General features: G+C 62.7%; 25 protein-coding genes. 6 read left to right on the top strand and 19 right to left on the bottom strand.

The window, feature by feature from the left end; translation table 11 throughout:
* Positions 1–4 precede the first annotated feature (4 nt).
* The 3 genes from GYA94_RS03395 to ilvA all read right to left on the bottom strand — a co-directional run bounded on the left by GYA94_RS03395 (position 5) and on the right by ilvA (position 2616).
* Positions 5–484: an RNA pyrophosphohydrolase gene (locus GYA94_RS03395; protein WP_003249017.1), complete on the bottom strand. Its 480-nt coding sequence runs from the start codon at positions 482–484 to the stop codon at positions 5–7.
* 148 nt (positions 485–632) lie between these two features.
* Positions 633–1058, bottom strand: a complete 426-nt coding sequence (locus tag GYA94_RS03390) for a DUF2269 domain-containing protein (RefSeq protein WP_009685080.1) — start codon at positions 1056–1058, stop codon at positions 633–635.
* Positions 1059–1101: 43 nt separating this feature from the next.
* Positions 1102–2616, bottom strand: a complete 1515-nt coding sequence (ilvA, locus tag GYA94_RS03385) for a threonine ammonia-lyase, biosynthetic (protein WP_009685079.1) — start codon at positions 2614–2616, stop codon at positions 1102–1104.
* Positions 2617–2749: 133 nt separating this feature from the next.
* Between ilvA and rpiA the strand changes: the two genes are divergently transcribed.
* Complete coding sequence (rpiA, locus tag GYA94_RS03380) at positions 2750–3424, top strand: ribose-5-phosphate isomerase RpiA (protein WP_047150262.1); 675 nt, start codon at positions 2750–2752, stop codon at positions 3422–3424.
* 104 nt (positions 3425–3528) lie between these two features.
* Here rpiA and GYA94_RS03375 read toward each other — a convergent pair whose 3' ends face one another.
* The 4 genes from GYA94_RS03375 to GYA94_RS03360 all read right to left on the bottom strand — a co-directional run bounded on the left by GYA94_RS03375 (position 3529) and on the right by GYA94_RS03360 (position 7741).
* A complete protein-coding gene (locus tag GYA94_RS03375) occupies positions 3529–4431 on the bottom strand; it encodes an SdiA-regulated domain-containing protein (RefSeq protein WP_110679523.1) in 903 nt (300 codons plus the stop codon).
* Between the two features lie 90 nt (positions 4432–4521).
* Positions 4522–5442: an SdiA-regulated domain-containing protein gene (locus tag GYA94_RS03370; RefSeq protein ID WP_110679522.1), complete on the bottom strand. Its 921-nt coding sequence runs from the start codon at positions 5440–5442 to the stop codon at positions 4522–4524.
* Between the two features lie 210 nt (positions 5443–5652).
* The gene (locus GYA94_RS03365; RefSeq protein WP_009683685.1) at positions 5653–6318 is read right to left on the bottom strand and encodes a fumarylacetoacetate hydrolase family protein; all 666 of its coding nucleotides are present in this window, start codon (positions 6316–6318) and stop codon (positions 5653–5655) included.
* Positions 6319–6343: 25 nt separating this feature from the next.
* Entirely contained in the window at positions 6344–7741 is a 1398-nt protein-coding gene (locus GYA94_RS03360; protein ID WP_161891781.1) for a D-2-hydroxyglutarate dehydrogenase, read from the bottom strand.
* Between the two features lie 171 nt (positions 7742–7912).
* Between GYA94_RS03360 and serA the strand changes: the two genes are divergently transcribed.
* On the top strand, positions 7913–9142 hold the full coding sequence (gene serA / locus GYA94_RS03355) for a phosphoglycerate dehydrogenase (RefSeq protein WP_009683687.1): 1230 nt from the start codon (positions 7913–7915) through the stop codon (positions 9140–9142).
* Between the two features lie 164 nt (positions 9143–9306).
* Here serA and GYA94_RS03350 read toward each other — a convergent pair whose 3' ends face one another.
* Positions 9307–9783, bottom strand: a complete 477-nt coding sequence (locus tag GYA94_RS03350; RefSeq protein ID WP_054905149.1) for a DUF4399 domain-containing protein — start codon at positions 9781–9783, stop codon at positions 9307–9309.
* A gap of 224 nt (positions 9784–10007) precedes the next feature.
* Here GYA94_RS03350 and GYA94_RS03345 point away from each other — a divergent pair, with 224 nt between their 5' ends.
* On the top strand, positions 10008–10496 hold the full coding sequence (locus tag GYA94_RS03345; protein WP_009683689.1) for a transporter substrate-binding domain-containing protein: 489 nt from the start codon (positions 10008–10010) through the stop codon (positions 10494–10496).
* 83 nt (positions 10497–10579) lie between these two features.
* On the opposite strand, the gene GYA94_RS03340 is transcribed toward GYA94_RS03345, so the two are convergent.
* On the bottom strand, positions 10580–11212 hold the full coding sequence (locus GYA94_RS03340) for a 2OG-Fe(II) oxygenase (protein WP_054913349.1): 633 nt from the start codon (positions 11210–11212) through the stop codon (positions 10580–10582).
* A gap of 113 nt (positions 11213–11325) precedes the next feature.
* Here GYA94_RS03340 and GYA94_RS03335 point away from each other — a divergent pair, with 113 nt between their 5' ends.
* Complete coding sequence (locus tag GYA94_RS03335) at positions 11326–12078, top strand: DUF2059 domain-containing protein (protein WP_054913341.1); 753 nt, start codon at positions 11326–11328, stop codon at positions 12076–12078.
* On the opposite strand, the gene bipL is transcribed toward GYA94_RS03335, so the two are convergent.
* A complete protein-coding gene (gene bipL / locus GYA94_RS03330) occupies positions 12079–13005 on the bottom strand; it encodes a phospholipase BipL (RefSeq protein ID WP_161891780.1) in 927 nt (308 codons plus the stop codon).
* Between the two features lie 148 nt (positions 13006–13153).
* Between bipL and GYA94_RS03325 the strand changes: the two genes are divergently transcribed.
* On the top strand, positions 13154–13699 hold the full coding sequence (locus tag GYA94_RS03325; protein ID WP_371928284.1) for a DUF6436 domain-containing protein: 546 nt from the start codon (positions 13154–13156) through the stop codon (positions 13697–13699).
* On the opposite strand, the gene GYA94_RS03320 is transcribed toward GYA94_RS03325, so the two are convergent.
* A complete protein-coding gene (locus GYA94_RS03320; RefSeq protein ID WP_115295032.1) occupies positions 13678–14244 on the bottom strand; it encodes a sugar O-acetyltransferase in 567 nt (188 codons plus the stop codon). The two genes, GYA94_RS03325 and GYA94_RS03320, sit on opposite strands and share 22 nt — an antisense overlap.
* An 86-nt stretch (positions 14245–14330) precedes the next feature.
* Between GYA94_RS03320 and GYA94_RS03315 the strand changes: the two genes are divergently transcribed.
* A complete protein-coding gene (locus GYA94_RS03315; RefSeq protein ID WP_161891779.1) occupies positions 14331–16694 on the top strand; it encodes a penicillin acylase family protein in 2364 nt (787 codons plus the stop codon).
* Between the two features lie 162 nt (positions 16695–16856).
* On the opposite strand, the gene GYA94_RS03310 is transcribed toward GYA94_RS03315, so the two are convergent.
* The 8 genes from GYA94_RS03310 to oscA all read right to left on the bottom strand — a co-directional run bounded on the left by GYA94_RS03310 (position 16857) and on the right by oscA (position 23611).
* The gene (locus tag GYA94_RS03310; RefSeq protein WP_054905155.1) at positions 16857–17642 is read right to left on the bottom strand and encodes a MetQ/NlpA family ABC transporter substrate-binding protein; all 786 of its coding nucleotides are present in this window, start codon (positions 17640–17642) and stop codon (positions 16857–16859) included.
* Positions 17643–17803: 161 nt separating this feature from the next.
* Entirely contained in the window at positions 17804–18646 is an 843-nt protein-coding gene (locus GYA94_RS03305) for a sigma 54-interacting transcriptional regulator (protein ID WP_110679515.1), read from the bottom strand.
* A gap of 49 nt (positions 18647–18695) precedes the next feature.
* Positions 18696–19277 carry an alpha/beta hydrolase gene (locus GYA94_RS03300; protein WP_161891778.1) on the bottom strand — a complete coding sequence of 194 codons (582 nt, stop codon included), beginning with the start codon at positions 19275–19277 and terminating at the stop codon, positions 18696–18698.
* Between the two features lie 202 nt (positions 19278–19479).
* On the bottom strand, positions 19480–20469 hold the full coding sequence (locus tag GYA94_RS03295; RefSeq protein ID WP_009683702.1) for a sulfate/molybdate ABC transporter ATP-binding protein: 990 nt from the start codon (positions 20467–20469) through the stop codon (positions 19480–19482).
* 3 nt (positions 20470–20472) lie between these two features.
* Positions 20473–21345, bottom strand: a complete 873-nt coding sequence (gene cysW / locus GYA94_RS03290; protein WP_009683703.1) for a sulfate ABC transporter permease subunit CysW — start codon at positions 21343–21345, stop codon at positions 20473–20475.
* An 11-nt stretch (positions 21346–21356) separates the two neighbouring features.
* A complete protein-coding gene (gene cysT / locus GYA94_RS03285; protein WP_009683704.1) occupies positions 21357–22175 on the bottom strand; it encodes a sulfate ABC transporter permease subunit CysT in 819 nt (272 codons plus the stop codon).
* Positions 22176–22373: 198 nt separating this feature from the next.
* On the bottom strand, positions 22374–23381 hold the full coding sequence (locus tag GYA94_RS03280) for a sulfate ABC transporter substrate-binding protein (RefSeq protein WP_110679512.1): 1008 nt from the start codon (positions 23379–23381) through the stop codon (positions 22374–22376).
* A gap of 47 nt (positions 23382–23428) precedes the next feature.
* Positions 23429–23611: a sulfur starvation response protein OscA gene (oscA, locus tag GYA94_RS03275; protein WP_110679511.1), complete on the bottom strand. Its 183-nt coding sequence runs from the start codon at positions 23609–23611 to the stop codon at positions 23429–23431.
* Between the last annotated feature and the right edge of the window lie 220 nt (positions 23612–23831).

Raw genomic sequence — 23831 nt, 5'->3', positions numbered from 1 at the left:
GTCGTCAGTCGCGCGTCAGAAGACGCGGTGCTAGCTCTTTCAGGGCGCGCCGGTATACCTCGCGCTTGAATGTCACAACCTGGCCCAGCGGGTACCAATAGCTCACCCAACGCCAGCCGTCGAACTCCGGCTTGCCGGTGAGGTCCATTCTTACCCGTTGTTCGTTGCTGACCAGGCGCAGCAGGAACCACTTCTGCTTCTGGCCGATGCACAGCGGCTGGCTGTGGGTCCGCACCAGGCGCTGCGGTAAACGATAACGCAACCAGCCACGGGTGCAGGCAAGAATTTCCACATCATCGCGTTCAAGGCCAACTTCTTCGTTCAGCTCGCGGTACAGGGCATCTTCCGGCGTTTCGTCAGGGTTGATTCCACCCTGGGGAAATTGCCAGGCATCCTGGTTGATCCGTCGAGCCCATAGCACCTGCCCGGCATCATTCGTGAGAATGATCCCGACATTGGGGCGAAAACCATCCGGGTCGATCACGGCAGCAACCTCGCAAACGCATGTCACCGCATTGTTCCACAAAGCTTGCGAGCGCAGCAACGCGCCCGCCACGCTTATGTGCCGCGGCGTGAAAACTCCTTGTTCGGTGAAGGCAAGGTGATGCAGGCAAGCGTTGGCCGCTGCTTAGTCAGACTGGCTTGGCGCCCATCAGCCCGGCAATGGACAGCAGGCAGACACCACTGAACACCGCCAGCGCCAAGGTGAAGCGCAACCCTACCGGCTCGGCCTTGCGCAGCCGGTTCAGCCGCACCAGCAGCCACCACACGGCAAACGCACCAAGCGTATAGATGACGCTGGACGCCAGCACCCAGGTCTGCCCCAGCGGCCAACCGACCAGGTGCACCAGCCACCAGCCGGTGAACGGCATGCTTACCAGGCACAGCACCATTACCAGCCACACGAACACCAGCGGCCGGCGCAGCAGCTTGGCATAGGCCTGCGCATCGCCCTGGCGGCGGGCGCGCACGGTCCACACCGCCAGGCCCAGGGCACCCAGCAGCAGGAGTGCGGTGGCGATGATGTGCAGTGTTTTCAGAGTGGTCAGATGTTCCATGTGTGCGTTGTCCTTGAGCAGGCCTTAGGCCCAGCTTAGCTGCTCAGCCCAGGAACAGCTTGTAAGCCGGGTTCTCGGTTTCGTCCCAGTAGGGGTAACCAATCTTGGCCAGAGCCGCTGGCACCAGGTGGCGCTCGTCTTCCGGCACCTGCAGGCCCGCCACCACACGCCCGTCTGCCGCGCCGTGGTTACGGTAGTGGAACATCGAGATATTCCACCGCCCACCCAGCTTGTCGAGGAAATTGAACAGCGCCCCCGGCCGTTCCGGGAACTCGAAGCGCAGCACCATTTCATCGCTGGCGCCAGCCGAGTGGCCGCCGACCATATGACGAATGTGCAACTTGGCCAGCTCGTTGTCGGTCAGGTCCGTTACCGGGAAACCCTGCTCGCTCAAATGCTGCACCAAGGCTGCGCGCGGGTCGTTTTCCGGGTGGGTCTGCACGCCCACGAAGATATGCGCCTCGTCCGAGGTGTGCTTGCGGTAGTTGAACTCGGTGATCTGGCGTTTGCCAATCGCCTGGCAGAACGCCTTGAAGCTGCCCGGGCGTTCAGGAATGGTAACGGCGATGATCGCCTCGCGCTTTTCACCCAGTTCGGCACGCTCGGCCACATGGCGCAAGCGGTCGAAATTGACATTGGCGCCGGAGTCGATTGCCACCAGGGTCTGGCCGGTCACGCCGTACAGTTCGACGTAACGCTTGATGCCCGCCACACCCAACGCGCCGGCAGGCTCGGTGATCGAGCGGGTATCGTCGTAGATATCCTTGATTGCGGCACAGATTTCATCGGTGCTGACCGTGACCACTTCATCCACATGGTGGCGGCAGATATCGAAGGTGTGCTGGCCGATCTGCGCCACCGCCACGCCGTCGGCGAACAGCCCGACCTGCGGCAGCACCACGCGCTCACCCGCGGCCATGGCCGCCTGCAGGCAGTTGGAGTCATCCGGTTCTACACCAATGACCTTGATTTCCGGACGCAGGTACTTCACGTAGGCGGCAATACCGGCGATCAGGCCACCGCCGCCCACCGGCACGAAGATCGCGTCCAGCTGGCCAGGGTGCTGGCGCAGGATTTCCATGGCCACGGTGCCCTGCCCGGCGATGGTGTGCGGGTCATCGTAAGGGTGGACATAGACCAGGCCCTTTTCATCGACCAGCTTCAGCGAATAGGCCAGCGCCTCGGGGAACGAGTCGCCATGCAGTACCACCTTGCCGCCACGCGAGCGCACGCCTTCGACCTTGATCTCCGGGGTGGTCTTGGGCATCACGATGGTGGCCTTGATGCCCATTTCGCGCGCGGCCAGGGCCAGGCCCTGGGCGTGGTTGCCGGCCGAGGCAGTGACCACGCCGCGGGCCAGTTCTTCCGGGGTCAGCTGGGCCAGCTTGTTGTACGCCCCGCGGATCTTGAACGAGAACACCGGCTGCAGGTCTTCGCGCTTGAGCAGAATCTGGTTGCCCAGGCGCTTGCTCAGTTGCCCGGCGCTCTGCAACGGGGTTTCGACGGCAACGTCATAGACGCGCGAGGTGAGGATCTTCTTGACGTACTGTTCGAGCATCGGGAAAGCATCACTGGGCCGCGGGACAAGGGCTGGAAGTCTACCCCAGCGCTACGTCGGGCGACCACAGCAAAGCCGTGCGAGCCGTTATACTAGGCAACTTTGAAACCGCCCTGCCCCTTCCGGAGCCCGCATGACCCAGGACCAACTCAAACAGGCCGTCGCCCAGGCCGCTGTCGACTTCATTCTGCCCAAGCTGGATGAAAAGAGCGTCGTCGGCGTCGGTACCGGTTCGACCGCCAACTTCTTCATCGATGCCCTGGCTCAGCACAAGACCGCCTTCGACGGTGCCGTCGCCAGCTCCGAGGCCACGGCCCAGCGCCTGAAGGGGCATGGTATTGCGGTGTACGAACTGAACAGCGTCAGCGAGCTGGAGTTCTACGTGGACGGCGCCGATGAAAGCGACGCGCACCTGAACCTGATCAAGGGCGGCGGCGCAGCCCTGACCCGTGAGAAGATCGTTGCAGCAGTAGCCAAGACCTTCATCTGCATCGCCGATGCCAGCAAGCTGGTGCCGGTGCTGGGCGCCTTCCCACTGCCGGTGGAGGTGATCCCGATGGCCCGTAGCCACGTGGCCCGCCAACTGGTCAAGCTGGGCGGCGACCCGGTGTACCGCGAGGGTGTGGTGACCGACAACGGCAACGTGATCCTCGATGTGTACAACCTGCAGATCACCAACCCGGTGGAGCTGGAAGCACAGATCAACGCCATTGTTGGCGTGGTGACCAACGGCCTGTTCGCGGCGCGGCCGGCGGACCTGCTGTTGCTGGGTACTGCTGAAGGTGTGAAGACCCTGACGGCCAATTAAACCGCTTCGCGGGTAAACCCGCTCCTACAGCGATCACCACTGGCCTGGAGCCTGGCGAGCTATCTGTAAGAGCGGGTTTACCCGCGAAGGGCCCTGACAGACGATCAGTCAGCCGGCTGCTTGAACACATAGAACAGGTTCGGCTCACTGACCAGATAAAGGGTTCCCGCCTCGTCCATCGCAATCCCCTCCGCCTGCGGTACGGTCGCCTGCAAGCCCTGGTAGCCCTTGCGCAGCGACAGGGTACTCAGCGGCCTGCCCTCGATATCCAGCTCCAGCAACAGCCGCGACTCGTCGGACAATGCCAGCAGGTGCCCACTGCGCTCATCGAACTGCAAGCTCGACAAGTCCCGCACGAACAACCGTGAATCGCGCTTGCGGTCCTGTACTACATGCACGGCATAGGGCTTTTCCGGGTTGTCGTGCGGGAAGCCATGGACCTCGTAGATCAGCATCGGGTCGCGTTCCTTGGCCACGAACAGGCGCTTGCCCGCTGAGTCGTAGGCCAGGCCTTCGAAGCCTTTGTTGCCGTTCAGGCCAATGCCCAGGCTGAGCTGCTCGGCATCGCCGGCATCGAGGAACAACGTGTCGTCGTCCAGGCGCACCCGGATCAGCCGTTGCTGACGCTCGTCGGAAATCACATAGCTGTTTGGCCCGACATACTCCACGGCCTCCGGGTCGCCGAACCCCGTCAGCGGCACGCGGCGCAGGATGCGCCCGTCCAGCGACAGCTCGATCAACTCCGAACGGGCGTTGGTGACGGTAAACAGGGTCTTGCGGTCAGGGTCGTAGGTCAGCGCCGATATATCGTCGTTCAACCCTTCGATAGGCTGCGCTTCCAGCACCACCCGGTAGCGCTCCAGGCCCATGCTCTGCTCGGCGGGCTGCCACCAGGTCTTGAGGTTGAACCAGGCGCGCTCGTAAAGGCGGAACTCATGCCCGGCCCAGCCGAGCAGGCACAGGCAGACAACGGCTATTACCAGGGATAGACGAACAAAACCACGCATACAGGCAGACTCGGCACAAGGATGGCGAATCTAACCATGAATGACTGAAATAAAGCTTAATGCCAGCATCCGAAAAAGCGGATTGTTGGCTCAGGGTTTTCTGAAGCGATAGAACAATGCCGGCTCACTGACCATGTACAGGTTGCCCTGGTCGTCCATCGCCACCCCCTCGGCCCGCGGGATGGTACCTTGCAGGCCGTTGAACCCGCCGAGCAAAGTCATGAAGCTGACCTGCTGCCCCTGCTGGTCCAGCTCCAGCAGCATGTTGGAGTCGGCCGACAATACCAACAGGTGGCCTGTACGCGGGTCGACACCCAGCGCCGAGAGGTTGCGCAAGTCGAGCTGATCGCTTGGCAGCGGCTGCTTGTCGCCCTTGAGCTGGCTGCGGCCATCGGTGTTCCAGGTGTACAGCTTGGGCGGGCGCTCCTCGCCGATGACCAGGCGCTGGTGCAGCGGGTCCCAGGCGACGGCCTCGAAGCCTTTGTTGCTTTTCACCGACTGCCCCAGGTCATAGCTTTTGAAGTCGGCGTGGTTGAGCACCGCCGTGTGCCCGTCCACCTTGACCAGGGTCAGGTCATGCAGGCGCTCGTCGGTGATGGCCAGGTAACCGTCTTCCAGCACGGCAACGCCTTCCGGGTTGTTCCAGCCGTTGAGCGGGATCTTGCGCAGCACATCGCCGTCCAGGCTCAGTTCGACCAGGAACGGGTTCTTGCCCATGACCGCGAACAGCGTCCGGGTCTGCGGGTTGAACGCCACGTCCGACGCTTCGTCATCGTCCATGCCCGGCAGGGGCTTGGCATCGATGTCTACCTGGTAATCCGGCAGCCATACGCTTTCGCTGCGCTCGGCGCGGCTTTCGAAGCCTTCCTTCAGCCACAGCGCACCACGGTCATCCCAGTGCATCGCCATGGCCACGCCGTAGCCAATCACCGCCGTCACCGCCAGGCCAAAGGGCCAGCGCAGGTAGAAACGACGCTTGGGGGTTGCCGGGGCGTTGGTGGGTGATGGCATGCAGCGGTCCTGAAGCAGTGGGCGTAGATGCGGGCATTATCCGCATTGGGTGTGAAAAAAACGCCAAATCCTGCCTGGACGCGAATTCTTTGTGGGAGCGGCCTTGTGTCGCGAAAGGGGTGCGAAGCGCCCCCGGGACTCATGCGTCAAGCACCTATTGCCGGAGCCGCTCTGCGGCCCTTTCGCGACGCAAGGCCGCTCCCACAGGGCTCAGAGCACCCGGCTTTCGAAGCGGCTGACACCCGGCAGCTCCAGCACCAGCTCGTCACCGACATTGAACGGCCCCACGCCCGCCGGGGTGCCGGTGAGGATCACATCCCCCGCCAGCAGCGAAAAATGCGCGGCCATGTGCTGAATCATCGGCACGATCGGGTTGAGCATCATTGCGCTGTTGCCGTCCTGGCGTACTTCGCCGTTCACCGTCAGCCGTACCGGGATGTCGGTGACGTCCGGGAAGCTGGCAGCCGAGACGAACGGCGGCAGTACGCAGGCACCGTCGAAGCTCTTGGCCAGCTCCCATGGCAGGCCTTTTTCCTTGAGTTTGGCCTGCACGTCGCGCAGGGTCAGGTCCAGGGCCGGGGCGTAGCCGGATATGGCGTCCAGCACCTCTTCCTCGCTGGGGTGCGTGGACAGTGACTTGCCCAGCAACACGGCGATTTCTGCCTCGTAATGCACCGAACCGCGCTCGGTCGGGATCTTGAAGCCGCCTTGCGCGGCGACCACGCAACTGCCGGGCTTGATGAACAGCAGCGGTTCGCTGGGGATCGGGTTGTCCAGTTCCTTGGCGTGTTCGGCATAGTTACGGCCAATGCACACCACCTTGCCCAACGGGAAGTGGATGCGCGTGCCGTCTACATACTGGTGCTGGTAACTCATGGCCGACTCCTTTGCATGCTGCTTTTTATTCAGGAGCGAAGATCTTACCCGGATTCATGATGCCGTTAGGGTCGAACACGGCCTTTATCGCCTTCATGCAGGCAATTTCTTCGGCCGAACGGCTGTAGCCCAGGTAGTCGCGCTTGGTCATGCCTACGCCGTGCTCGGCAGAGATCGAGCCGTTGTAGCGTTCGACGATCTCGAACACCCACTTGTTGACCTTGGCGCACGAGGCAAAGAACGCGTCTTTGTCCATGTGCTCGGGCTTGAGGATGTTCAGGTGCAGGTTGCCATCGCCGATGTGGCCGTACCACACCACTTCGTAATCCGGGTAATGCTCGGCCACGATGGCATCGATATCGCGCAGAAACGCCGGCACTTCCGAGACCGTGACTGAAATATCGTTCTTGTACGGGGTCCAGTGCGAGATGGTTTCCGACAGGTACTCACGCAGCTTCCACAGGTTTTTCAGCTGGGTTTCGCTCTGGCTCATCACCCCGTCCAGTACCCAGCCCTGCTCGACGCAATGCTCGAAGGTGGCCAGTGCCTGGTTGGCGACTGCCTCGGTGCTGGCCTCGAACTCCAGCAGCGCATAAAAGGGGCAGTCGGTGGCAAACGGCGCCGGCACATCACCACGCGCAAGGATCCTGGCCAGGCCCTTGTCCGAGAAAAATTCGAAGGCCGTGAGGTCGAGCCCGCCCTGGAAGGCGTGCAGCACCGGCATGATCGAGTCGAAGTCCGGCGTGCCCAGCACCATGGCGGTGAGATTGCGCGGGGCGCGGTCCAGGCGCATGGTGGCTTCCACCACGAAACCCAGCGTGCCTTCGGCGCCAATGAACAGCTGGCGCAGGTCATAGCCGGTGGCGTTCTTGATCAGGTCCTTGTTCAGCTGCAGCAACTCGCCCTTGCCCGTCACCACCTTCAGCCCGGCCACCCAATTGCGGGTCATGCCGTAGCGGATTACCTTGATGCCGCCGGCATTGGTACCGATGTTGCCGCCTATCTGGCTGGAACCGCTGGAAGCGAAGTCTACCGGGTAATACAGGCCCTGCGCTTCGGCGTAGCTTTGCAACTGGCGAGTGACCACCCCGGGCTGGCACACCACCGTGCGGTCGAAGGCATTGAAGTCGAGAATCCGGTTCATGTTGTCGAAGGCCACCACGACTTCGCCATTGGCCGCCACGGCCCCCGCGGAGAGCCCGGTGCGCCCACCCGACGGCACCAGCGCCACCCTGTGCGCATTGGCCCAACGGACAATGGCCTGCACCTGCTCGATGGTCTTGGGCAGCACGATGGCGCTGGGCGCCGGTGCATAGTGCTTGGTCCAGTCCTTGCCATAGGCGTCGAGGGATGCCGGGTCGGTCAGGACCTTGCCAGGGTCGACAAGGGTCATCAGTTCTTCAATTGCAGCGGGGTGGGTCATCGCTGGAACTCTCGACTTATTCATAGTCACCCTGAGCACTCTTCACCTGTCGGGATAAGCTCAGATTGTGTCGCGTATGCTAGCATAGCGCTCCCGCTGTTCATGCTAAGGCCGCCCTCGCGCCTGGCATCACCCCTCGCCATTTTTTCTCCGGGATACAGGTTTACGCAGATGAGCAAGACTTCTCTCGACAAGAGCAAGATCCGGTTCCTTCTTCTTGAAGGTGTGCACCAGAACGCGGTCGATACCCTCAAGGCCGCCGGCTACACCAACATCGAATACCTCACTGGTTCGTTGCCGGAAGCCGAGCTGAAGGAAAAGATCGCCGATGCCCACTTCATTGGCATCCGTTCGCGCACCCAGCTCACCGAAGAGATCTTCGACTGCGCCAAGAAACTGGTCGCCGTTGGCTGCTTCTGCATCGGCACCAACCAGGTAGACCTGGAAGCTGCCCGCGAGCGCGGTATCGCCGTGTTCAACGCGCCCTACTCCAACACCCGCTCGGTCGCCGAGCTGGTATTGGCCGAAGCGATCCTGCTGCTGCGTGGCATCCCAGAGAAAAACGCCTCCTGCCACCGTGGCGGCTGGATCAAGAGCGCAGCCAACTCGTTCGAGATTCGCGGCAAGAAACTCGGCATCGTCGGCTACGGCTCGATCGGTACCCAGCTGTCGGTCCTGGCCGAAAACCTGGGCATGCAGGTCTACTTCTACGACCCGCTGACCAAGCTGCCACTGGGCAACGCCGTACAGGTCACCAGCCTGCACGAACTGCTGGGCCTGGCCGACATCGTCTCGCTGCACGTGCCTGAGCTGCCCTCCACCCAGTGGATGATCGGTGAGAAGGAAATCCGCTCGATGAAGAAGGGCGCGATCCTGATCAACGCCGCCCGTGGCACCGTGGTCGAGCTGGACCACCTGGCCGCCGCCATCAAGGACAAGCACCTGATCGGCGCTGCCATCGACGTGTTCCCGGTCGAGCCACGCTCCAACGACGAAGAGTTCGAGAGCCCGCTGCGCGGCCTGGACAACGTGATCCTCACCCCGCACATCGGTGGTTCCACTGCCGAAGCCCAGGCCAACATCGGCCTGGAAGTGGCCGAGAAGCTGGTCAAGTACAGCGATAACGGTACTTCGGTGTCTTCGGTCAACTTCCCTGAGGTGGCACTGCCAGCGCACCCAGGCAAGCACCGCCTGCTGCACATTCACGAAAACATCCCGGGCGTACTCAGCGAGATCAACAAGGTATTCGCCGAGAACGGTATCAACATCTCCGGTCAGTTCCTGCAGACCAACGAGAAAGTCGGTTACGTGGTAATCGACGTAGACGCCGAGTACTCCGACCTGGCGCAAGAAAAACTGCAACAGGTCAAAGGCACCATCCGTTCCCGCGTACTGTTCTGAGTTTGCTTGCAGCATGAAAAAGGGAGGCCCTGGTGGCCTCCCTTTTTTTTGCCGGTGGAAGCGGCGTCGCCTGCTTCGCGGGCTTGCCCGCTCCCACAGGACACCGCAAACCCGAAGCTTGTGCCCCCCTGTGGGAGCGGGCGAGCCCGCGAAAAGCCCAACACCTATTTCACGTCGACAGTAATCTTCTGCGACTCGACGCTCGGCTTGAACGGCACGTGATACTGGTCACCCAGCACCAGTTGCAGGGTGTGCTTGCCCGGGGTCAGGGTAATGCTGGTTTCGGTCTGTGCCTTGCCGAAATGCAGCACCTGCGGCCCGGCTGGCAGTGCGGTGCCGGCCTCTGGCATCAGGCTGGTCGGCAGCGGCATGTCGGCGACGGGCTCTTTGTCCACATCCACCAGCAAGTGGTGGTGGCCGGTGTGTGGGGTCTGGTCGCCGGCAGGCTTCAGGCCCATGCCTTCAATGCCGAACTTGACGGTAAAGGTCTTGTCGACGGTGGCACCATCGGCGGGGGAAACGATGAAGACCTTGGCATCCTTGGGCGGCTCCTGGCTCTTCAGGGCGTCTGCGGCACTGGCCAACACCGACGCTCCCATCAGCAAACCGGCAACGGCAGCACGCGAAAATAGGCTGTTCATTCACTTCTCCTGTGATTCACTCAGTGACCGCAGCTTGTCATCCAACAGCGGCGGTAGTTCACCTTAGTTGAAATATGCGCCAAGGTGTTCACGTTGCCTGACAGAAAAATTTAAGTCAGGGTTAAACAATGCCGAGGCGCCAAGGTCTTAGGCTGCGTTCGATCATGGCGAGGAATAAAGCCGTGACGAAAGTTATTCACCTGTAAAAGAAAAAGGGGCCTTCAATGCGTTCGACCATAGGGGTACTGCTAGCAGTACTGATCAGTCCATTGGCCCAGGCGGAGCTGATCGACGAAATCGCCGACCGGGGCGAACTGCGCATTGCCGTACAAGCCGACAACCCGCCTTATGCGTTCAAGCAAGACGAGCGGCTGAGCGGTTTCGATGTGGAGTTTGGCCAGGACCTGGCCCGCGAACTCGACCTGCGTGCCGAATTTGTCGAGGCGCCTGCGGACGAGGTACTGCCAGGTGTGGAAAGCGGCAAGTATGATGTCGCGCTGACCCCAGCGAGCGAAGCACTCAAGAGTGACGGCCCGCTTGACGCGAGCCTGCCGTTTGGCGAGAAGAAACTGGTGATCCCGTTCCAGAAGGACAACCCGGCGTTTGAAAGTGCCGTTAACAATGCGCTGCAGCGGTTGAAGGACAGTGGCCGCACGGCCGAGCTCGAACAGAAGTGGTTCAAGGGTGTGCAGGAGACTGCGGCCGGGCAATGAGGTTTGTGCGGTCTGTGCCGCCCTCATCGCACTACATGCCTTATTGATTTGGCAGGCAAGCGCTGACCAGCACCCTCGGCAAATCAGAACGGGTCATTGCCACGCCGCCGGAACCAGCCCGTCAACGACAAGCGCTCACGCCCGGCGGGCAGCACTTCGTGAGGCACCTCACCCGACAGGAACACCACCAGGCAACCTGCCAGCGGCTCGACCAGGGGCTCGGCACCGTCGGCCAGGAACATGCGCAGCTGCCCACCATCCTGCGGCTGCCAGTCTTCGTTCAGGTAAAACACCGCCGAGACCATGCGCCGATCGTCGTCACGAAAGCGGTCCAGATGCCGGCGATAGAATGCCCCGGGTGGGTACAGGGCAAAATGGCACTCGAAATCCTGCAGGCCGAGAAACAGGCCCTGGTTGATGGCCAGCCGTAACTGGTCCATGGCCGCCAGGTACTGGTCGCAAGCCTCGGCCTGGCCAGGGTCGATCCACTGGATCTGGTCGCCGCGAATGGTTTCGCGTACTTCCTGGGCATCACCGCGCCCCACCCCGGCCGGGTTGAGTTCGCCTTCGGCATAACGGCGCCGGCACTCGACCGCCAACGCGCGCGCAAGGTCGACAGGCAGAAACAGCGCCTGTTGGGACCAGCCATGGGTGGCCAGATCGTCAACGACGGCCGCGAGCATCGGGTTTTCGGGGGAAGTATGCATGGCGCGCATCATATCCATTCGCCCTGGCGGCGCACAGCGCCACTTGGCCGAGAAACACGCACATATCTCGACAAACCGGCGCCGGGCCAAGGACAATGGTCGCCTGCCGACAGGAGTCCTGAATGCGCCGTCTGTTTTCCCTGATTCTGCTGATGATCTGCACCACGCCTGTCTGGGCAGATAACCTGGATCAACTGTACAAGGCTGCCGGCTGGCCCGACCAGCGCGCCCACTTCAACGATGCCCTCACCGCCGCCCAGGCGCGCTACCGCAACAGTTTACCGCCCGCCGTGTACCAGGCGCTGGTCGACAACAGCAACCAGCGCTTCCAGGCCCAGGCGGTAGACCGTCGTGCCCAGGCAAAGCTGCGCGCCAGCCTGGCCAACCCGGCACCGGCCCTGGCGTTCTTCCAGTCGCCGCTGGGGCGCAAGGTGGTAGCCGCCGAGCTCAAGGCCACGCGCAAGGATGAACTGGCCAGAAACGCCAAGGGCTTGCCGAAAATGCAGGCCAGCGATGACCGCCTGCTGATCATTGGCCACCTGGCTCAGGCCTTGCCAGCACGCGAAGCCGGCGCCGAAGTCAGCCTGGCCATCGCCGGCGTGGCGGCCGACAGCCTCAGCTCGATGATCCCCGGCCTGTTCGGCGGCGGCCAGGCGCAAGGCCTGCTCGACGGTCAGCGCCAGCGGCTCATGGGGCAAATTGGCGAAGACCTCAACAATACGTTGCTGTACGTGTACCGCGACCTGTCCGACGCCGAGCTGGAAGAGTTCGCCACCTTTGCCGAGTCGCCCGACGGCAAGGCCTACTACCAGGCGGCACTGGCCGCGGTGCGTGCCGGCCTGGCAGTGGGCCAGAGCAGCAACGACCTGAAGTGATCAGCCCAGGCGCTGGTCGATGAAGTCGAAGTAGCGCTGGCGAATGCCTGGCAGCTCGTTGGCCAGGTGGTGACGCGCATCGGGCAGCATCAGGATCTGCGGCTCAGCGAACTTGGCCTTCAGCACCTCCAGGTTGTATGGCCAATCCACCGTGCCGTCGGCCTCTCCCTGTACGATCAATGGCCGCCGCGTACTTTTGGGCGCAGCCTCGATGCGTTCGACCCAGGCGATCAGGGCACCCACCCAGGCGGTGGGCAGCCGGCGCGGTTGCAGGGGGTCGGCCTGGAGAAACGGCAGGAAGGCAGGGTCGTTGGTGTTCTCACTGAAGCGCCGCTCGATACCATTGACGAAATGGCGCAGCACGCGATAGCTGAATTTGGACCAACGCCAGGCACATGGCCGCACCAGCGGCGCCAGCAGAATGACCTGGCCATCGACAGGGCTATGGGCACCTTGGTGCAGCAAATGGTCCACCGCGATCGCCCCACCCGTGCTCTGCCCGCACAAATGCCATGGCCGCGGCAACTGCAACGCACGCGCCTGTTCGAACAGGGCCTGCAGCACCTGCTGGTACACCGCGAAGTCGCTGATGCTCGCCCGCTCGCCGCTGGACAGCCCATGGCCGGGCAGGTCGCAGCTGATGACCGCGAAACCTTGCCCGAGCGCCCACTCGATCACATGCCGATAGAGGCCCATGTGGTCGTAATAGCCATGCAGCAGGAACAGCGTCGCGCTTGGCTGCTCGGGTAGCCAAGCCTGCCCGACCAACTCGAACCCCGCGGCCTGGAAACCGCCCAGCCAGCTGTGGGCCGACAGGTTCAGGCCATAGAAACGCTGGTAATCCTGCGCTTGAGTCGACAGCGGATGGCGCGCGGTGAACGGCGCCAGGCTGGCACGCAGGCGGTCGGGCTGAAAGTCAGGGGGCATCGGGTACATCCACAGTGAAGCAAGTATTGATCTGGGATATTCAGCTCTGGCCCTCGTCATGGCAAGCTCGTCCACTTCGAACAACCTGCATCGATCCGATTGTAGGAGCGGCCCACGACTTCTCATGAATATCAAGATCATCAAGCCGATGGCTGCCGCTTGCGGGCTGCTGCTCGGCGCCGCCCTGATGTGGCAAGCCTTCACCACCTTCCAGGCCCGCTACCTGCGCCCGTTCGACAACCAGGCCACGCTGTTCGACGGCAGCCAGTTGCAGCTCCCCGCCGAGCTGGCCGGCCCGGGCCCGATCCGCGTGGTGCACTTCTGGGACCCGGCCTGCCCCTGCAATGTCGGCAATCAACAACACCTTGCCGAGCTGGTCAGCCAGTTCGCCGAACAGGGCGTAGCCTTCCACGTGCTGCAAAAGCCCGGCAGCCATGGCCAGCTGCCGGCCAACCTCACCGGGCTGCAACCGCTGGGCAGCCTGCCCGGTAGCGAACACCTGCCCGCCACGCCGGCCGTGGCCATCTGGGATCGGCGAGGTCGCCTGGCCTATTTCGGCCCCTACAGCGAAGGCGCTGTCTGCAATGCCAGCAACAGCTTCATCGAGCCTATTCTCAAGGCACTGCTCGACGGCCGCCAGGTCAGTGCCTCCAATACCCTGGCGGTGGGCTGCTATTGCCCTTGGGCAGGCTGACGCACCCGTGCAGGGTTACCCACCACCGTGGCACCGGCTGGCACATCCCGGGTCACCACGCTACCGGCACCGACCACCGCGTTATCGCCAATGGTCACACCCGGCAGAATGATCGCCGCACCGCCGATCCACACATTGTTGCCAATGGTCACGGGGCGCCCGCTTTCCAGCCCGCTGCGCCGCACGTCGGGGTCCAGCGGGTGGTCGGCGGCGTAGATCTGCACATTGGGGCCGATCTGGCAGTCATCGCCGATAGACACCGGCACCACGTCGAGCATCACGCAGTTGAAATTGATGAAGGTGTTGCGGCCGACGCGGATGTTGTAGCCATAGTCGCAGTAGAAGGGTGGGCGGATCACGGTGCCCTCGCCCACATGGCAAAAATGCTCGCGCAGCAAGCCATGACGGGCGTCGTTAAGCAGTTCCACGCTGTTATTGTAGCGGTGCATCCAGTGCTTGCTGGCGATCTGCTCGGCCTGCAATTCAGGGCAGCCAGCGTGGTAGAGCTGGCCGGTAAGCATCTTCTGTTTTTCGCTGAGTGCCATGGAAACTCCTTCCTGGGGGCAGTGCTCGTTCGCGCATCCACCCAAGGTCGGACCCTTTTTTTTCGTAGATAGCTCAAGGAGTCTGCATGAAGCGCAGCCTGACCCTACTGGCCGTGGTTGTTGCCGCGGCCGCTGGCGCTGGTTACTGGTATGCACAGGGCAAGCTGCCACAGCGTGAAGGCGAAGTGGCGATGGCCGGCCTGCAGGCACCGGTCAGCGTGCGCTACGACAGCCGCGGCGTGCCGCACCTGCAAGCGCAGAACGAGGCGGACCTGTACCGTGCGCTGGGCTATGTGCATGCCCAGGACCGGCTGTTTCAAATGGAGATCATGCGCCGCCTGGCACGTGGCGAACTGGCCGAGGTGCTGGGCGACAAGCTGCTGCCCACCGACACGCTGTTCCGCAGCCTGCGCATACGCGAGCAAGCCGCCCTGATGGCCAGGCGCCAGGACCCGCAATCGCCGGCCGCCCTGGCTTTGCAAGCCTACCTCGACGGGGTCAACCGCTGGCAGGCCAGCCACCCCAAGCCGGTGGAGTTCGACCTGCTCGGTATCACCCCACGCCCGTTCACCGCCGAAGACACCCTGAGTATCGCCGGCTACCTGGCGTACAGTTTTGCCGCAGCGTTTCGCACCGAACCGGCGCTGACCTACATCCGCGACCAGTTGGGCCCTGACTACCTGAACATTTTCGACCTGGGCTGGCAGCCCGAGGGGGCCCTGGGCAAACCGCTGGCGGCGGCCGACTGGCGCAGCCTCGAAAGCCTGGCCCGGCTCAGCCACGAAGCACTGGGCGATGCCGGCATTCCGCAGTTCGAGGGCAGCAATGCCTGGGCCGTCGCCGGTAGCCGCACACGCAGTGGCAGGCCGTTGCTGGCAGGCGACCCGCACATCAGTTTTGCAGTACCGGCGGTGTGGTACGAGGCCGAACTGTCGGCACCCGGCTTCAACCTGTACGGCTACTTCCAGGCGCTCAACCCGTTCGCCCTGCTCGGCCACAACCGCGACTTCGGCTGGAGCCTGACCATGTTCCAGAACGATGATGTCGACCTGATCGCCGAACGCACCAACCCGGCCGACAGCAACCAGGTCATGGTCGATGGCCGGTGGCACACACTGGAAACCACCCAGCAGCAGATTGCGGTAAAGGGTGAAGCGCCAGTCACCCTCAACCTGCGTCGCTCGCCCCATGGCCCCATCGTCAACGATGTACTGGGCAATATCGCCGGCACCACGCCAGTAGCCCTGTGGTGGGCGTTTCTCGAAACCGAAAACCCGATCCTCGAGGGTTTCTACCAGCTCAACCGCGCCGACTCCCTGGGCAAGATGCGCGAAGCCACAGCCAAGGTCCATGCGCCGGGGCTGAACTTCGTCTGGGCCAACGCCCGCGGTGATATCGGCTGGTGGGCGGCCGCGAAGTTGCCGATACGCCCAGCCGGCGTCGACCCGGCGTTCATCCTCGACGGCGCCAGCAGCCAGGCCGACAAGCTCGGTTTCTACCCCTTCAGCGCCAACCCGCAGCAGGAGAACCCGGCCCGCGGCTATATCGTCTCGGCCAATTACCAGCCACCGGCGGCGGTGCCGATACCGGGGTACTACAACCTGCCCGATCGTGGCCGCCAGCTCGATCGCCAGCTGGCCAACCCTGAGGTGAAGTGGGACACCCAGAACAGCCAGGCGCTACAGCTGGACACCACCAGCGATTATGGCCCGCGCATGCTGGCCCCGCTGCTGGCGACCCTGCGCGCCATAGCCGAAGGTGATGAAGAAAAGGAACTGGTGGAACAACTGGCCGCCTGGGCGGGCGATTACCCGCTGGACTCGACCAGCGCCACCCTGTTCAACCAGTTCCTTTACGAGCTGGCCTATTCGGCCCTGCATGATGAACTGGGCGATACCTGGTTCCCGGTACTGATCAGTACCCGCGCCATCGACGCCGCCTTGCCACGGCTGGCGGCGGATGCCGATTCGCCCTGGTGGAATACCCGGGGTGGCGACCAGCACACCGACCGGACCCAAGTGGTGCGTACGGCATGGCACAACAGCCTGAAGCACCTGCGCGACACCCTCGGCAACGACCCGGCGCGCTGGCAGTGGGGCAAGGCCCATACCTTGACCCACAACCACCCCCTGGGGGTGAAAAAGCCGCTGAACCTGCTGTTCAACGTTGGGCCATTCGCCGCCCCCGGTACACATGAGGTACCGAACAACCTGTCGGCGAAAATAGGCCCGGCGCCATGGCCGGTCACCTACGGCCCCTCGACGCGGCGGCTGATCGACTTTGCCGATGCCGGGCAGGCGCTGACCAGCAACCCGGTCGGGCAGAGTGGCGTGCCCTTCGACCGGCATTACGCAGACCAGGCCGAAGGGTATGTGCAAGGGCGGTATCAGAAGGCGCAGATGGGGGTGATTCCGGCGCAGAGCACGCTCAGGCTGGTGCCGGCGCAGTGATTGCTCTGGTTGGTATGTAGCTTTGAGATTGCCGGGGCTGCTTTGCAGCCCATCGCGACACAAGGCCGCTCCTACAAGATGGCGCTTTGGTAGGGGCGCTGCGGCCGGAAGCAAAAACGCCGACACATGGGGGTCGGCGTTTTTTCGATGACTGCTGGCGGATCAGAACGCCGGCAGTACGGCGCCCTGGTACTTCTTGGCGATGAATTCCTTCACTTGCGGGCTGGTCAGGGCCTTGGCCAGTTTCTGCATCGCATCACTGTCCTTGTTGTCCGGGCGCGCGACCAGGAAGTTCACGTACGGCGAGTCGGCACCTTCGATCACCAGCGCATCCTTGGCCGGGTTCAAGCCGGCTTCGAGGGCGTAGTTGGTGTTGATCATGTCCAGGTCCACCTGGTCCAGCACGCGGGGCAGCATGGCCGACTCAAGCTCGCGGAACTTCAGGTTCTTCGGGTTCTCGGCAATGTCCTTGGGGGTGGCCAGGGCGTTCTTCGGGTCCTTCAGGGTGATCAGGCCGGCCTTCTGCAGCAGGATCAGAGCACGCCCGCTGTTGCTCCCTTCGTTCGGAATGGCAACGGTGGCGCCCTCTTTCAGCTCGCTCAGGCTCTTGACCTTCTTCGAATAGCCACCGAACGGCTCGACGTGCACGCCAACCACGGTTACCAGGTGGGTGCCCTTGCCTTCGTTGAAGCTCTTCAGGTAGGGCAGCGTCTGGAAGTAGTTGGCGTCCAGGCGCTTCTGGTCCACCTGCACGTTCGGCTGCACGTAGTCGGTGAAGACCTTGATCTGCAGGTCCACCCCTTCTTTGGCCAGGGTAGGCTTGATCAGCTCGAGGATTTCGGCGTGCGGTACCGGGGTAGCGGCAACCACCAGTTTCTCGGCAGCGGCGGCCAGGCCGGAAAACGCCAGGGCAGCGGCCAGGGCGGTGGTCAGCAGGGTCTTCTTCATGGTGGTCCTTATTCTGAATCTGAGCCATCGGCGATGGCGAATCGGCTGCCCAACCGCTTCACCAGTGGGCGTGAGGCGGACAATACCTAGAATTTTTATTCCGTAACAATATCTTTTATTTCGCTAGTTATTCCAAAAAATACAGTCCCTACGGGTTTTGCTTATGAGCCATGGCTAGCCAGCGGTCTTGGCAGGTCGAGGTCATGGGGCAACAGCTCTTCGCTATCATTTACCAGCAAGGCAAAGTGAATGACATTCTCCAGCTCGCGGGTATTGCCCGGCCACGGGTGGGCTTCCAGCACCTGCTGCGCGGCCTCGCTCACCAGGGGCACCGGGCGCTGCAGCCGGGCACTGTAGATACCCACGAAATACTCGGCCAACGGCAGGATATCGCCTGGCCGCTCGCGCAAGGGCGGCAGCTCCAGCGCGCCTTCATGCAGGTAGTGGTAGAGCCGCTCGTTGAAGCGACCGGCACGCACCACCCGAGCCAGGTCGATACTGCTGGCGGCTACCAGCCTTACATCCACCGGCTGTGGTTGTTGCGCCCCAACACGCATCACCTCGCGGTTCTCCAGCGCTGCCAGCAGCTTGCCCTGGATGGCCAGCGGCAAGTCGGCGATTTCGTCCAGGTAAAGCGTGCCGCCGTTGGCCGAGCCAAACCAGCCGGCGCGGCTGCTGGCCGTACCGCCATGGCTGCCAGCGCTATAGCCGAACAACTCGGCGTCGGCATAGGTCGGGCTGATGGCCGCGCAGTTGACCGACACGAACAGCCCGCTACGGTCGCTGGTACGGTGGATTTGCCGCGCCAGCAGCTCCTTGCCGGTACCGGTCTCGCCACGAATCAGCACCGGCAAGGGTTGCGGCGCCAGGAGCTCAAGCTCATCGCGCAGCCGCTGCGAGCGTGGGTCGATGAACACCAATGCCTTGGCACGGATGCTCAAGGGGCTTTTGTCCAGTTCAGGAAAGGTCAGCAGCGGCTGGCCAAACGGGTTTTGAAAAGTCATGAAAAAACTCCCGCCCCAGGCCTGAGGTGGCCGGGCGTACAAGGGCCAATCAGGCGCGGCGCAGTCCGCGCTGCTCGACCCGGCTTTGCAAGCGATACAAGTAGGCGAAGCCTTGTTCCCAGCGTTCATGCCCGGACTTGACGTTGATGTGCCCGGCGTTGCTCAGCAACCCCGCTTCGGCACCCCAGGCCTGGGCCAGGTATAACGCCCGCGGCACGCTCACGGCAGGGTCGTTGTCCGAGCTGACAACCTGGCTGGGAAATGGCAACACCCCGAGCGGAATCGGCGCAAAGTTGCGCAGCGCCGGCGCACAGGCGGGCCGCTCGACGTCCGCAGGCGCCACCAGCAACGCCCCCCTCACCCGCCGCAGCGACGCCGGGCTGGCCTGCGCGGCCCAATGGGCGACGGTGATGCAGCCCAGGCTATGGGCGATCAGGATGACTGGCGAGGGCTCGGCGGCAATCGCCTGTTCCAGCGCCTGCACCCAGTCCAGGCGTTGCGGGGTCAACCAGTCATGCTGCTCGACCCGCGCGCTGTTGGGCAGGGTGCGCTGCCAGTGGCTTTGCCAGTGGTTGTCTGGCGATCCTTGCCAGCCCGGCACAATCAGGTAACGAATCGACTCATTGCGCATGGGGACGCCTCCAGTAAGTTTGCGTGCTTGGAGGCCAGTATAAGGACGGGGTTATATTCGTAAAGGAATAAGAAGCTATTTATTAATAACCAAAAATTCATGAACGGCCTTGCGCCGCGACGGGCTGCAAAGCAGCCCCGGCAATCTCACAGGTACAAAAAAGCCCGGGACCAACCCCGGGCTTTGCATCAGCCACCGCGATTCAGATATCCGCCACCTTCTGCCAAACCTTCGGCCGGAAGAACAGCGTCTCCCCACGCGCCAGACCGGTCAGGCTATCGTGGTCCTTGACCACTTCGGCTTCGATCAACTCGCTCTGCCCTTCCACCTTCAGGGTCACCCGGGTGGTCGCGCCCAACGGCCGAATGTCGCGCACTTCGGCCGCATGGTGGCCTTCGGTTTCATGGCGCGACAAAGACACCTCATGCGGCCGGAACAGCACATGGTGCCCTTCGCTCAATGCCAGGCGGTTGGAGTCACCAAGGAAGTGGTAGACGAAATCGTTGGCCGGTTGCTCATACACCTCCCCCGGCGAACCGATCTGCTCGATCACCCCTTTGTTCATCACCACGATGCGGTCTGCCACCTCCATGGCTTCTTCCTGGTCGTGGGTGACGAACACCGAGGTCAGGTTGATGTCCTCGTGCAGCCGCGCCAGCCAGCGGCGCAGCTCTTTGCGCACCTTGGCATCCAGCGCACCGAACGGCTCATCCAGCAGCAGCACCTTGGGCTCCACCGCCAGTGCCCGGGCCAGGGCGATGCGCTGGCGCTGGCCACCCGACAACTGCTCAGGGTAGCGGTCGGACAACCAGTCCAGTTGCACCATGTTCAGCAGCTCATGCACTTTCTCGGCGATCCTGCTTTCGCTGGGGCGCTCGCCCTTGGGCTTCATGCGCAGGCCGAACGCCACGTTGTCGAACACGCTCATGTGGCGGAACAGTGCGTAGTGCTGGAACACGAACCCCACGTTGCGGTCGCGCACGTCGCGGCCCGACACGTCCTCGCCATGGAACACGATGTTGCCCTGGTCCGGGGTTTCCAGGCCGGCGATGATGCGCAGCAGGGTGGTCTTGCCGCAGCCGGACGGGCCGAGCAAGGCCACCAGCTCGCCGCTGTTGATGTCCAGGGTGATGTTGTCCAGGGCCTGGAAGCTGTTGAAGCGCTTGCTGACGTTACGAACTTCGATCGACATGAGTCATTCCTCCGCGGCGCCGTGGCGCAGGCGGTTAATACGGTTCTCGCTCCACTGCTTGAGCAGCAGGATGAAGAGCGCCAGGATCAGCAACAGGCTGGCCACGCTGAAGGCTGCGACGTGGTTGTACTCGTTGTAGAGAATTTCCACGTGCAGCGGCAGGGTGTTGGTCACGCCACGAATGTGGCCGGACACCACCGACACCGCGCCAAACTCGCCCATGGCCCGCGCAGTACACAGCACCACGCCGTAGATCAGCCCCCACTTGATGTTCGGCAGGGTCACGTGCCAGAACATCTGCCAGCCGTTGGCGCCGAGCAGCCGCGCGGCCTCCTCCTCTTGCGTGCCCTGCTCCTGCATCAGCGGGATCAGCTCACGGGCCACGAACGGTACGGTGACGAAAATGGTCGCCAAAACGATGCCCGGCAGGGCGAAGACTATTTGAATATCGTGGTCTTGCAGCCACGGCCCGAACAGGCCCTGCGCGCCGAACATCAGCACGTAGACCAGGCCGGCGATCACCGGCGACACCGAGAACGGCAGGTCGATCAGGGTGACCAGGATGCTCTTGCCGCGGAAGGTGTACTTGCTCACGCACCAGGCGGCGCTTACCCCGAACACCAGGTTCAGCGGCACCGAGATGGCCACGGCGAGCAGGGTCAGTTTCAGCGCCGACAAGGCGTCGGGTTCGAGGATCGCCTCGAAGAAGGTGCCGAAACCGTTCTTCAGCGCCTGCGATACCACAATGACCAGGGGCAGCAGCAAAAACAGCACGAATACCAGCCAACCAAGGCCGATCAGGATACGCCGCGAAGTGGCGCTGCCACGGCGGGCGGCGTTGGCGGCCGCGCTTGCACTCAGGGATGAACTGGACATGCCGGCCTCCTTCAAGGGGTTTCGATACGGCGCTGCAGCAGGTTGATCAGCAGCAGCAGGATGAAGGAAACCACCAGCATCAGCACGCCAATGGCGGTGGCCCCGGTGTAGTCGTACTGGTCGAGCTTGACCATGATCAGCAGCGGCAGGATCTCGGTCTTCATTGGCATGTTGCCAGCAATGAAAATCACCGAACCGTACTCGCCCACGCCACGGGCGAAGGCCAGGGCAAAGCCGGTCAGCCAGGCGGGCAGCAGGGCCGGCGCCAGGATGTGGCGGAACACCTGCAGCGGCTTGGCACCCAGGCAGGCGGCAGCCTCTTCCACTTCACGTGGGATGTCGGCCAGAACCGGCTGCACGGTGCGCACCACGAACGGCAGGGTGACGAACGTCAGCGCCAGGGTGATGCCCAGTGGGGTGTAGGCGATCTTGAAGCCCAGGTCGGTGGCGAACTGACCGACCCAGCCCTGGGGGGCGTAAAGCGCGGTCAGGGCGATACCGGCAACGGCCGTGGGCAGGGCGAACGGCAGGTCGATCATCGCATCGATGACCTTGCGCCCCGGGAAGGTGTAGCGCACCAGCACCCAGGCCAGCAGGGTGCCAATCACACCATTGATGATGGCCGCGAACAGGGCAGTGCCGAAACTCAGTTTGAGCGCGGCGATTACCCGCGGCGCACTGATGATGTTCCAGAACTGCTCGAAGGTCAGCTGCGAGGCATGGATGAACATGGCCGCCAGCGGTATCAGCACGATCAGGCTGAGGTACACCAAGGTGTAGCCCAGCGTCAGCCCGAAGCCGGGTATGACGGGGGAAATGCGACGTGACATAGGTATCCCTTTGAATGCACATGGCCAAGTATCGATCCGGGGCCGGCGCAGGCTTCTGAATCTTTGGGGCTGCCTTGCAGCCGATCGCCGGCAAGCCAGCTCCCACAGGATTACCACAGGCCTGAAGGCTGCGCGATCCCTGTGGGAGCTGGCTTGCCGGCGATGGGCCGCGGCGCGGCCCCGGTTTTCCCTGGCCGGTTACTGTGCCTGATAGATCTGGTCGAACACACCGCCATCATTGAAGAATTTCGGTTGTGCAGTCTTCCAGCCACCAAAGTCCTTGTCGATGGTCACCAGGTCCAGTTTCGGGAACTGCTTGGCAAACTCGGCCGCGACCTTTTCATCACGCGGGCGGTAGAAGTTCTGGGCGGCAATTTTCTGCCCGGCCGGGCTGTACAGGTGTTTGAGGTATTCGGTGGCAATCGCGGTATTGCCCTTCCTTTCGGCGTTCTTGTCCACCACCGCCACCGGCGGCTCGGCAAGAATCGACAGCGACGGCACGACGATCTCGAACTTGTCGGCACCGCCGTCTTCCTTCAGTGCCAGGAACGCTTCGTTTTCCCAGGCCAACAACACATCGCCCTGGCCATTGTTGACGAAGGTGATGGTAGAGCCGCGCGCGCCGGTATCCAGCACCGGCACATGCTTGAACAGTTCCTGCACATAGGCCTTGGCCTTGTCTTCACTGCCGCCGGCCTTCAGGCCGTAAGCCCAGGCGGCAAGGAAGTTCCAGCGTGCGCCGCCAGATGTTTTCGGGTTGGGGGTAATCACCGACACGTCGTTCTTGATCAGGTCGCCCCAGTCCTTGATGCCTTTCGGGTTGCCCTTGCGCACCAGGAACACGATGGTCGAGGTATAGGGGGTGCTGGCGTCCGGCAGGCGGGTTTGCCAGTTCTCCGGCAAGGTCTTGCCCAGCTTGGCGATTTCGTCGATATCACCGGCCAGCGCCAGGGTCACCACGTCAGCGCGCAGACCGTCGATCACCGCCCGGCCCTGCTTGCCCGAGCCACCGTGGGATTGCTGGATCTTCACCGTGTCGCCCGGGTGCGCCTGCTGCCAATGCTGGATGAACTCGGCGTTGTATTGCTGGTACAGCTCACGGGTGGGGTCGTATGACACGTTCAGCAGTTCGTAATCCTTGGCGATGGCGGAACCGGCAAAAACGGCACTGGCCAGGGCGGCGAGCGCATAACGGCGGATGGACATGGTGAAGCTCCCGATGGCATTTGTTCTAGTTTTGAAAGGGTGTGGGCTCAGCCGGCCTTATTGCCCGGCTGTTGCAGGCGGAACTTCTCCTTGCGCTCGATCTGCACGACCTGGGCGTTATGCACCGTGATCTCCACCGCGCCAAAGCGCAGGTCGCGCAGGGCGTTCTGGATCTCCCGCAAAAGGCTGGCTTCGTCCTGACCATCGATATTACGCAGCGATGCACTCATGCTCGTTCTCCTTGGCGTGAGATCCCGGGCGGGGATTTGAAGGGGTATTGCCTGGCTTGAGGGCAATAGTAGCGAGGGGCTTTTATTCTTAAAAATACTATTTAAGAATTTTTATATAACCGTTTTATTTTTCTGGTTCGAGGGCCCTATCGCCGGCAAGCCGGCTCCCACAGGCGTGTCACTGCCTCTCAGTTTTGTGAGGCCCCTGTGGGAGATTCTA

This window comes from Pseudomonas juntendi, assembly GCF_009932375.1.
GTDB classification, from domain to species: domain Bacteria; phylum Pseudomonadota; class Gammaproteobacteria; order Pseudomonadales; family Pseudomonadaceae; genus Aquipseudomonas; species Aquipseudomonas juntendi.
Note: the sequence above shows the minus strand (reverse complement) of the source record. Positions and strands in the feature narration are given on the sequence as shown.